The sequence below is a fragment of the Streptomyces sp. P5F9 genome (assembly GCF_057961495.1).
In genome coordinates this window covers 1-9,589 of record NZ_JBXVPZ010000384.1, presented here as the reverse complement: position 1 = coordinate 9,589, position 9,589 = coordinate 1, and the positions used below count along the sequence as shown (strand labels likewise).

6 protein-coding genes are annotated in these 9,589 nt (G+C 70.1%); all 6 read left to right on the top strand.

Going from position 1 to position 9,589, the window contains the following annotated elements; translation table 11 throughout:
- The first annotated feature begins 58 nt into the window (after positions 1–58).
- Positions 59–928, top strand: a complete 870-nt coding sequence (locus AC31A1_RS39335; protein ID WP_489657876.1) for a Cgl0159 family (beta/alpha)8-fold protein — start codon at positions 59–61, stop codon at positions 926–928.
- A 10-nt stretch (positions 929–938) separates the two neighbouring features.
- A complete protein-coding gene (locus AC31A1_RS39330; RefSeq protein WP_489657875.1) occupies positions 939–1,697 on the top strand; it encodes a 5-deoxy-glucuronate isomerase in 759 nt (252 codons plus the stop codon).
- Positions 1,694–3,577, top strand: a complete 1,884-nt coding sequence (iolD, locus tag AC31A1_RS39325; RefSeq protein ID WP_489657874.1) for a 3D-(3,5/4)-trihydroxycyclohexane-1,2-dione acylhydrolase (decyclizing) — start codon at positions 1,694–1,696, stop codon at positions 3,575–3,577. The genes AC31A1_RS39330 and iolD overlap by 4 nt, the downstream gene beginning before the upstream one ends.
- 14 nt (positions 3,578–3,591) lie before the next feature.
- Positions 3,592–5,094 carry a CoA-acylating methylmalonate-semialdehyde dehydrogenase gene (gene mmsA / locus AC31A1_RS39320; protein ID WP_489657873.1) on the top strand — a complete coding sequence of 501 codons (1,503 nt, stop codon included), beginning with the start codon at positions 3,592–3,594 and terminating at the stop codon, positions 5,092–5,094.
- A 208-nt stretch (positions 5,095–5,302) separates the two neighbouring features.
- A complete protein-coding gene (locus AC31A1_RS39315; RefSeq protein WP_489657872.1) occupies positions 5,303–6,736 on the top strand; it encodes an APC family permease in 1,434 nt (477 codons plus the stop codon).
- Between the two features lie 160 nt (positions 6,737–6,896).
- A partial coding sequence (locus tag AC31A1_RS39310) for a CocE/NonD family hydrolase (protein WP_489657871.1) occupies positions 6,897–9,589 on the top strand: 2,693 nt, incomplete at its 3' end.

The following is a 9,589-nucleotide window of genomic DNA, read 5'->3' as shown; positions in this document are numbered from 1 at the left end:
CCCCGCCGATCCCTCACGCCCCTCCGGTCACGAGGGCGGCCCCGCCCCCCGCGTCGACATCTCCGAGCTCGTCCGCGTCCGCGCCCGCCACCCCGAGGCGATCGCCGAGGCCGCCGCCCGGCGCGTCCGGCGCCCGCTGCTCAACGACGCCGGCCGGCTGATGATCGTCGCCGCCGACCACCCGGCCCGCGGCGCGCTCGGCGTCGGCGACCACAAGTTCGCCATGGCCAACCGCGCCGAACTGCTCGAACGCCTCTGCCTCGCCCTGTCCCGGCCCGGTGTCGACGGCGTCCTCGCGACCGCCGACATCCTGGACGACCTGCTCCTCCTCGGCGCCCTCGAAGGCAAGGTCGTCATGGGCTCGATGAACCGCGGCGGCCTCCAGGGCGCGAGCTTCGAACTCGACGACCGCTTCACCGGCCACCGCGCCGAGGACATCGAGCGCCTCAACTTCGACGCGGGCAAGCTGCTCCTGCGCATCGACTACGACGACCCCGGCTCCCTCACCACCCTGGAGTCCACCGCCCGCGCCATCGACGACATGGCCGCGCGTCGACTCCCGCTGTTCGTCGAGCCGTTCATCAGCCGCCGCACGGACGAGGGCAAGCTGAAGAACGACCTCTCCGCCGATGCCGTCATCAAGTCCATCGCCATCTCCTCGGGCCTGGGCGGCACTTCGGCCTACACCTGGCTCAAGCTCCCCGTCACCGAGAACCCGGACGACATGGCCCGGGTCATGGAGACCTCCACCCTCCCCGCCGTGCTCCTCGGGGGCGAGGTCGGAGACGACCAGGACGGCGCCTACGAGAAGTGGCGCGGCGCCCTCCAACTCCCCACCGTGCGCGGCCTGGTGGTCGGCCGCTCGCTGCTCTACCCGGCGGACGGAGACGTCGCCGCCGCCGTGGACACCGCCGTGGGACTGCTGTGAGGGCCGCCTTATGACGACCGTCGAGCAGCAGCCGTACGTCCCTGAGCTGTACGTCCCCAAGGGCTCCGCCGCCAACGCGCAGTACGCCGTGGACATCGACCCCGAGCGGGCCGGCTGTACCCGCGGCAGTCTGCGGATCGTCGAGCTGGAGCCGGGCGGGACACACCACTTCATCACCGGTGACAGCGAGTGGATCGTGCTTCCGCTCAGCGGTGGATGTACCGTGCGAATTGCGGACGAAGAGTTCCAACTCCTGGGCAGGGAAAGCGTGTTCGCCGGAGTCACCGACTTCGCGTACGTGCCCCGAGACGCCCAGGCCAAGATCGCCTCCGGCGCGGGAGGCCGCTTCGCCCTGGCAGGAGCGAAGTGCGAGCGACGACTCCCCGCTCGCTACGGCCCCGCGCCGGAGGTTCCGGTGGAACGACGCGGCGACGGCACCTGCCTCCGCCGCCTCCGCGACTTCGTCTCCCGGGAACAACGGCCGGGCGAGGAAACCGAGTTGGAGGAGATCTACTACTTCGAGATCGACGGCCCGAACGGTTTCGGCCATCAGCGCGTATTCCCCTCCCGTGAGGGCGGATCCGACGTCCTCGCGGAGGTCCGCTCCGGCGACGCCGTGCTCGTGCCCGATGGCCGGCACGGCCCGTCGATCGCCCAGCCGGGTCACGACATGTACTGCCTGAACGTCATGGCGGGGCCGGGTGGAACGAGGGAGTGGCGGATCTGCTTCCACCCGGACCACGTTGAAAGCACAGGTGGTTACCGATGACCTCGACGACGAGGCTGACGGTCGCACAGGCACTCGTACGGTTCCTGTCCGTCCAGTACACCGAACGCGACGGCGTACGGCGGCGGTTGATCGACGCGACCTGGGGCATCTTCGGCCACGGCAACGTGGCCGGCCTCGGCCAGGCACTCATCGAGTACGCCGACGACATGCCGTACCACCAGGGCCGCAACGAACAGTCCATGGTCCACGCGGCGGTCGGCTACGCGCGTCAGTCGAATCGCCTGGCGGCACACGCGGTGACGACGTCGATCGGCCCCGGCGCCACCAACCTCGTCACCGGCGCCGCCCTCGCCACCATCAACCACCTCCCGGTCCTGCTCCTCCCCGGCGACACCTTCGCCACCCGCGTCGCCGACCCGGTGCTCCAGCAGCTCGAAGTCCCGTACGCGGGCGATGTGTCGGTCAACGACTGCCTGCGCCCGGTGTCGAAGTACTTCGACCGGATCACCCGGCCGGAAGCGCTCATCCCCGCCGCCCTGAACGCCATGCGCGTGCTCGCCGACCCCGTCGAGACCGGAGCCGTAACTCTCGCCCTCCCGCAGGATGTCCAGGCCGAGGCGTACGACTGGCCGGACGAGTTCTTCGCCGAACGCACCTGGTACGTAAGGCGACCCGCCGCCGACCCGGCCGAACTCGCCGACGCCGTAAGGGCAGTTCGCGCGGCCGAGCGCCCCCTGATCATCGCGGGCGGCGGAGTCCACCACAGCCGCGCGGAGTCCGTCCTCGCGGAGTTCGCGGCGGCCACCGGAATCCCCGTCGCCTCCACGCAGGCCGGCAAGGGCTCCCTGAACCACGACCACCCCCAGGACGTCGGCGGCATCGGCCACACCGGCACCGCGACCGCCGACGAACTCGCCCGCCTGGCCGACCTGGTGATCGGCGTCGGCACCCGCTACACCGACTTCACCACCGGCTCCCACACCCTCTTCGAACGCCCCGGCGTCTGCTTCCTCAACCTCAACATCGGTGCCTACGACGGCCACAAGCTCGCCGGACAGCCACTGATCGCGGACGCGCGCAGCGGACTGGCCGCGCTGGCAGGGGAGTTGGGCCACAACGCATACCGGGTCACCGACTCGTACATCGCCGAGTACCGCGAGGACAAGGAGCGTTGGGAGCAGCGCGTCGACGCCTGCTACGAGGCCGAGGAACCCGACGTACGACCGACGCAGCCCCAAGTGCTGGGCGCGCTGGACGAGATCGTCGACGAGTCGGACATCATCGTCAACGCGGCCGGTTCGCTCCCCGGCGATCTGCACAAGCTGTGGCGGACGCGGTCGTTCGACCAGTACCACCTGGAGTACGGCTACTCCTGCATGGGCTACGAGATCCCGGCCGCGATCGGCGTGAAGCTGGCCGCGCCGGACCGGCCGGTGTGGGCGCTGGTCGGCGACGGCACGTACCTGATGATGCCGACGGAGATCGTGACGGCCGTACAAGAAGGCATCGCGATCAAGGTGCTGCTGATACAGAACCACGGGTACGCGTCGATAGGCGGCCTGTCGGAGTCGGTGGGCGGCGAGCGCTTCGGCACGGCCTACCGCCACCAGGCGGACGACGGCACCTACACCGGCGCCCCGCTGCCCGTCGACCTCGCCGCCAACGCGGCCAGCCTCGGCATGCGCGTGCTGCGCGCGAAGACCGTCAGCGACCTGCGCGAGGCGCTCGCCGTGGCGAGGGCGGCCGACACTCCCACATGTGTCTACGTGGAGACCGAAACCGCAGACACAGTGTCGGGCGCGCCTCCCGCGCAGGCCTGGTGGGATGTACCTGTGGCCGCGACCGCGACCCGATCGTCCGCGGTCAAGGCACGTGAGCTGTACGAACGGCACGTCTCCACCCGACGCCGCCATCTGTGAAGGAGCATCTGGGCATGACGAAGATCGTCAACCACTGGATCGGCGGCAAGACCGTCGAAGGCGCGTCGGGCACGTACGGGCCGGTCACCGACCCGGCGACCGGCGCGGTCACCACCAAGGTCGCCTTCGCGACCGTGGAGGAGGTCGACGCGGCGGTCGCCGCCGCCAAGGACGCGTACGCGACCTGGGGTACCTCGTCCCTCGCCAAGCGCACCACGATCCTGTTCAAGTTCCGCGCGCTGCTGGACGCCAACCGCGACGCGATCGCCGAGCTGATCACCGCCGAGCACGGCAAGGTGCACAGCGACGCGCTGGGCGAGGTCGCGCGCGGCCTGGAGATCGTCGACCTGGCGTGCGGGATCACCGTGCAGCTGAAGGGCGAGCTGTCGACGGAGGTCGCCAGCCGCGTCGACGTCTCGTCGATCCGTCAGCCGCTGGGCGTCGTCGCGGGCATCACGCCGTTCAACTTCCCGGCGATGGTGCCGATGTGGATGTTCCCGATCGCCATCGCGACCGGCAACACCTTCGTCCTCAAGCCGTCCGAGAAGGACCCGTCGGCGTCCCTGAAGATCGCCGAACTGCTCGCGGAGGCAGGCCTCCCCGACGGCGTCTTCAACGTCGTCAACGGCGACAAGGTGGCCGTGGACCGCCTCCTGGAGCACCCGGACGTCAAGGCGGTCTCCTTCGTAGGCTCGACCCCGATCGCCCGCTACATCCACACCACCGCCTCGGCGAACCACAAGCGGGTCCAGGCTCTGGGCGGCGCCAAGAACCACATGCTGGTCCTCCCGGACGCCGACCTCGACGCGGCGGCGGACGCGGCCGTGTCCGCGGCCTACGGCTCGGCCGGCGAGCGCTGCATGGCCATCTCGGCCGTCGTCGCCGTCGGTTCGATCGGCGACGAGCTGGTCGAGAAGATCCGCGAGCGCGCCGAGAAGATCAAGATCGGCCCCGGCAACGACCCCACCTCCGAGATGGGCCCGCTCATCACGGCCGTCCACCGCGACAAGGTGGCGTCCTACGTCACCGGCGCGGCGGCCGAAGGCGCGGAGGTCGTCCTCGACGGCACCGGCTACACGGTCGAGGGCTTCGAGGACGGCCACTGGATCGGCATCTCGCTCCTCGACAGGGTGCCGACGACGGCGAAGGCGTACCAGGACGAGATCTTCGGCCCGGTCCTGTGCGTCCTGCGCGTCGACACGTACGACGAGGGCGTGGCGCTGATCAACAGCTCCCCCTTCGGCAACGGCACCGCGATCTTCACCCGCGACGGCGGCGCGGCCCGCCGCTTCCAGCTGGAGATCGAGGCCGGCATGGTCGGCGTCAACGTCCCGATCCCGGTCCCCGTGGGCTACCACTCCTTCGGCGGCTGGAAGGACTCGCTCTTCGGGGACCACCACATCTACGGCAACGACGGCACCCACTTCTACACCCGCGGCAAGGTCGTCACCACCCGCTGGCCCGACCCGGCGGACGGCCCGTCGGGCGTGGACCTGGGCTTCCCGCGCAACCACTGATCAACACCGAGCAGCACCGAGTGGGGCCGTCCGTATCGCGGACGGCCCCATTTTTTCGGCTACGACGGCTGCGGTTCCCGTACCGAGCCGAACCGGGACCGGCACTGCCTCCGGGCACCGAATACGGCACTACAGCCGGACTGGATCAACGAATTCCGTAGGTGAACACCCATTGACGTGATGGTTTCCGTCAATGTTCCATCAGCGCGTGACCGACACCCTCCCCACCGCCGAAGCCGCCGGAGCAGCCACAGCCGAGGCGCCGGACACCTCCGGGCGTCCGCAGCAGCTGAAGCGTTCCATCGGCATCGTCGGCGGCACGCTCCTCACGCTCTCCTGCGTGACACCGGCCTCCACGCTCTTCGTGGTCGTCCCCGACCTGTTCGGTTCGCTCGGCACCGCGACCGCCCTCACGATCGCGATCGGCTCCGTCCTCTGCATCGCCGTGGCGTTCTGCTACTCGGAGCTGGGCACCCTCATCCCCAGCGCGGGCGGCGAGTACGCGATGGTGTCGACGCTGGCGGGCCGCTTGGCGGGCTGGCTGGTCTTCGTCCTGTCCCTCCTGGTCGTGATGATCGTCCCGCCGGTGATAGCGATGGGCACGGCGGACTACCTGGCCCCGATCGCCCACCTGAACCCGTCCATGACCGGCGCCGGAGTGATGCTCCTGGCCACGCTGGCAGGCCTGTTGGACCTGCGCGCCAACGCGTGGATCACGGGCGTCTTCCTGGTCCTGGAGGTCATAGCGGCAGGAGTCGTGGCCCTGCTCGGCTTCACCCACAGCCAACGAGGCCTGGGCAGCCTGACGTCGATGCAGGTCGCGGGCACGGGCGGCCACACGGACACGGTGACGGCGATGCTGGTGGTCTCGGGCCTGGCGATCGCCCTGTTCGTCACGCAAGGCTTCTCGACGGCGGTCTACCTCTCCGAAGAACTGGAGAACCCGCGCCGCAACGTGGCCCGCACGGTCTTGGCCACCCTCGCGATCTCCACGGTGATCATCCTGGTCCCGGTGGTGGCGATCACGATGGGCGCGAACGACCTCTCGACCCTGACCGGCGGAGACATCAGCACGATGGTGACAGCCTGGTCCAACTCCGCGGTGGGCACCTTCGTCAGCCTCTGCGTGGCCCTCGCGATCATCAACGCCGGCATCGTCATGGTCATCCAGAACTCCCGGGTCCTCTTCGCCTCGGCCCGCGACAAGGCCTGGCCCGACCCGGTCAACACCCTCTTCTCCAAACTCGGCCGCTTCGGCTCCCCTTGGGTGGCCACGCTCGCCGTGGGCATCCCGGGCGCGATCCTCTGCTTCGTCAACCTCGACACGTTGTACGGCGTGACAGGCGTCTCGGTGACCGGCATGTACCTCCTGGTCGCGGTGGCCGCCCTACTCTCCCGACGCGGTTCCCACAGGCACACGCACGCGTGGCGCATGCCACTATGGCCCGCCATGCCGATCCTGCTGATCGCAGTCCTGGCCTACATCCTCACCCAGCAGGAGACGACCTACTTGCTGTGGACGGGCGGGCTAGTCACGGCGGCGACTCTGTACTGGGCCCTATACCTACGCCCGCGCAGAGAAACCCGCTGGCTGATCTCCCTCCCCGAGGAGGACGAGGCCCCGAAGGGGCGAGTCCCCTAGGGGCGCGGGGAACTGCGCGACCAGCCCCACGGCACCCGCACTCGGCACTCAACCGAAGCCCCCACCCCCATAGCCGTACACCAAGCGCGGTACACACCTAACCCCCGGTTCACCCCAGGGTCTGCCCCAACTGTCAGAGACGCCCCGTACCGTTGAACGCATGGATCTTCGACTGCCCGGGCTGCAAGGCCTACGACGACTACGACACCCCCGGCGCTGGCTAGCAGCCACCGCAGCCGTCGTCGTGCTCGCCGCCGCCGGCACCTGGACGGCCGCAGCCTCGGACACCACACCCCCGGTCCACCAGTCGGACCGGATGATGGCGATCGACGGCGTCACCCTGGACACCTCGTACTTCACAACGGGCGGATCAACCCGCCGCCCAGCCGTCCTCCTGGCCCACGGCTTCGGCGGCAACAAAGAAGACGTACGAAAAGAAGCCCAGGACCTCGCCCGGGACGGCTACGCGGTACTCACCTGGTCCGCCCGAGGCTTCGGCAAGTCCACCGGCAAGATCGGCCTGAACGACCCGTCCGGCGAGGTCAAGGACGTATCGAAGCTGATCGACTGGCTGGCGAAGCAACCGGACGTCCAGCTCGACAAGCCGGGCGACCCGCGCGTGGGTATGGCGGGCGGTTCCTACGGAGGCGCGATCTCCCTCCTGGCCGCCGGCTACGACGACCGGGTCGACGCGATCGCCCCGGCGATCACGTACTGGAACCTCGCGGACGCCCTGTTCCCGAACGGCGTCTTCAAGAAGCTCTGGGCCGGCATCTTCATCAACTCCGGCGGCGGCTGCGCCAAGTTCGAGCCCGCACTGTGCCAGATGTACGACAGGGTGGCCGAGTCCGGAAAGCCGGATGCCCAGGCCCGCGCACTCCTGGAAGCCCGTTCACCCTCGGCCGTAGCGACGCACATCAACGTGCCGACCCTCCTGCTCCAGGGCCAGACCGACTCCCTCTTCCCGCTCGGCCAGGCCGACGCCGCCGCGAAGGCGATCCGCGCGAACGGCGCCCCCGTGGACGTCGACTGGATCGCCGGCGGCCATGACGGCGGCGACATGGAGACAAGCCGCGTCCAGGCACGCGTGACGTCCTGGTTCGACCGGTACCTGAAGGACGACAAGAACACCGACACCGGCCCCGCGTTCCGCGTCACCCGCACCGGAGGCGTCGACTCCACGGACGGCGCGGCCCTGCTGCGCGGCGCGAGCGACAGCGCCTACCCGGGCCTGGAGAGCGACCCGCGCACGATCGCCCTGACCGGCCGCCGCGAGCAGTCCTTCACCAACCCGGCCGGCGCCAGCCCACCCGCGATCTCGGCCCTGCCGGGCCTCGGCAGCACCGGCGGCCTCTCGCAACTGTCCTCCCTGGGCATCGGGGTGTCCCTCGACTTCCCCGGCCAGTACGCGGCGTTCGACTCAGCCCCCCTCACCACCGGCCTCCGCATCACCGGTTCGCCCACGGTCACCGTCCACGTCAAGTCGACCAGCGACGACACCGTCCTCTTCGGCAAGGTCTACGACGTAGGCCCCGGCGGCACCCAACAGGTGCTCCCCTCCCAGCTGGTGACCCCCCTCAGGGTCGACGGCACCAAGGCCGGCAAGGACGTCACGATCACCCTCCCGGCCATCGACTACGACGTCCAGAGCGGCCACCACCTGCGCCTGGTCCTCGCCTCGACGGACCTCGGCTACGCCTCCCCGGCGGCCCCGGCGACGTACACCGTCACCCTGAAGAGCGACCTCAAGGTACCGACGGCCCCCGGCGTCACGACCGCGGCGGCAACGCTCCCGTCCTGGGTGTGGTGGCTCCCGCTCGCGGGCGCGGCGATCGCGCTGGCCCTGCTCCTGACCGGACGCAGGCGTACGACGTCGACACCCCCCGCCCCCGAACTGTCCGAAGTCCCGCTCCAGATCACCGACTTGAGCAAGCGGTACGCGAAGTCGGCGGACCGGTACGCGGTACGGGACCTGTCCTTCCGCGTCGAGAAGGGCCAGGTGCTCGGCCTCCTGGGCCCGAACGGCGCGGGCAAGACGACCACCCTGCGCATGCTGATGGGCCTGATCAAACCGGACGCCGGCGAGATCAGGGTCTTCGGGCACGCGATCCGCCCGGGCGCCCCGGTGCTGTCCAGGGTCGGCGCCTTCGTCGAGGGCGCGGGCTTCCTCCCGCACCTCTCCGGCCGCGAGAACCTGGAGCTGTACTGGCAGGCGACCGGACGCCCGCCCCAGGACGCCCACTTGGAGGAGGCCCTGGAGATCGCGGGCCTCGGCGACGCGCTCGCCCGCGCGGTCCGCACCTACTCCCAGGGCATGCGCCAGCGCCTCGCCATCGCCCAGGCCATGCTCGGCCTCCCCGACCTCCTCATCCTCGACGAACCGACCAACGGCCTCGACCCGCCCCAGATCCGCGAGATGCGCGAGGTGCTGATCCGCTACGCGGAAGCAGGCCGCACGGTCATAGTCTCCAGCCACCTCCTCGCCGAGGTCGAACAGTCCTGCACCCACCTCGTGGTCATGGACCGCGGCCGCCTCGTCCAGGCGGGCCCGGTCGCCGAGATCATCGGCTCCGGAGACACCCTCCTGGTCGGCCTCGCGGCGGACATCCCCGACCCCCTGGTGGAAAAGATCGCGGCCCTCCCGGACGTGGAGTCGGTGGCCCGCGCGGAGGGCGGCCTGCTGCTGCGACTGGCGCCGGGTGACGAACCGGCACCGGGTGAGGAGTTGTCGCCGGGTGACGAGTTGGTCTCCGTCAACTCCCCGGCCAGCGAGGCGAGTTCACCCGTCGGCGCGGCTCCCGCACCCACGCCCGGTGTCGCCGTCGCCGAGGCTTCCGACACCGTGTTCGACGC

Bases quoted from the DNA above. Each gene is read 5' to 3' on its own strand.
- AC31A1_RS39330 (WP_489657875.1), top strand. From the start codon at position 939: ATGACGACCGTCGAGCAGCAGCCGTACGTCCCTGAGCTGTACGTCCCC.
- iolD (WP_489657874.1), top strand. From the start codon at position 1,694: ATGACCTCGACGACGAGGCTGACGGTCGCACAGGCACTCGTACGGTTC.
- mmsA (WP_489657873.1), top strand. From the start codon at position 3,592: ATGACGAAGATCGTCAACCACTGGATCGGCGGCAAGACCGTCGAAGGC.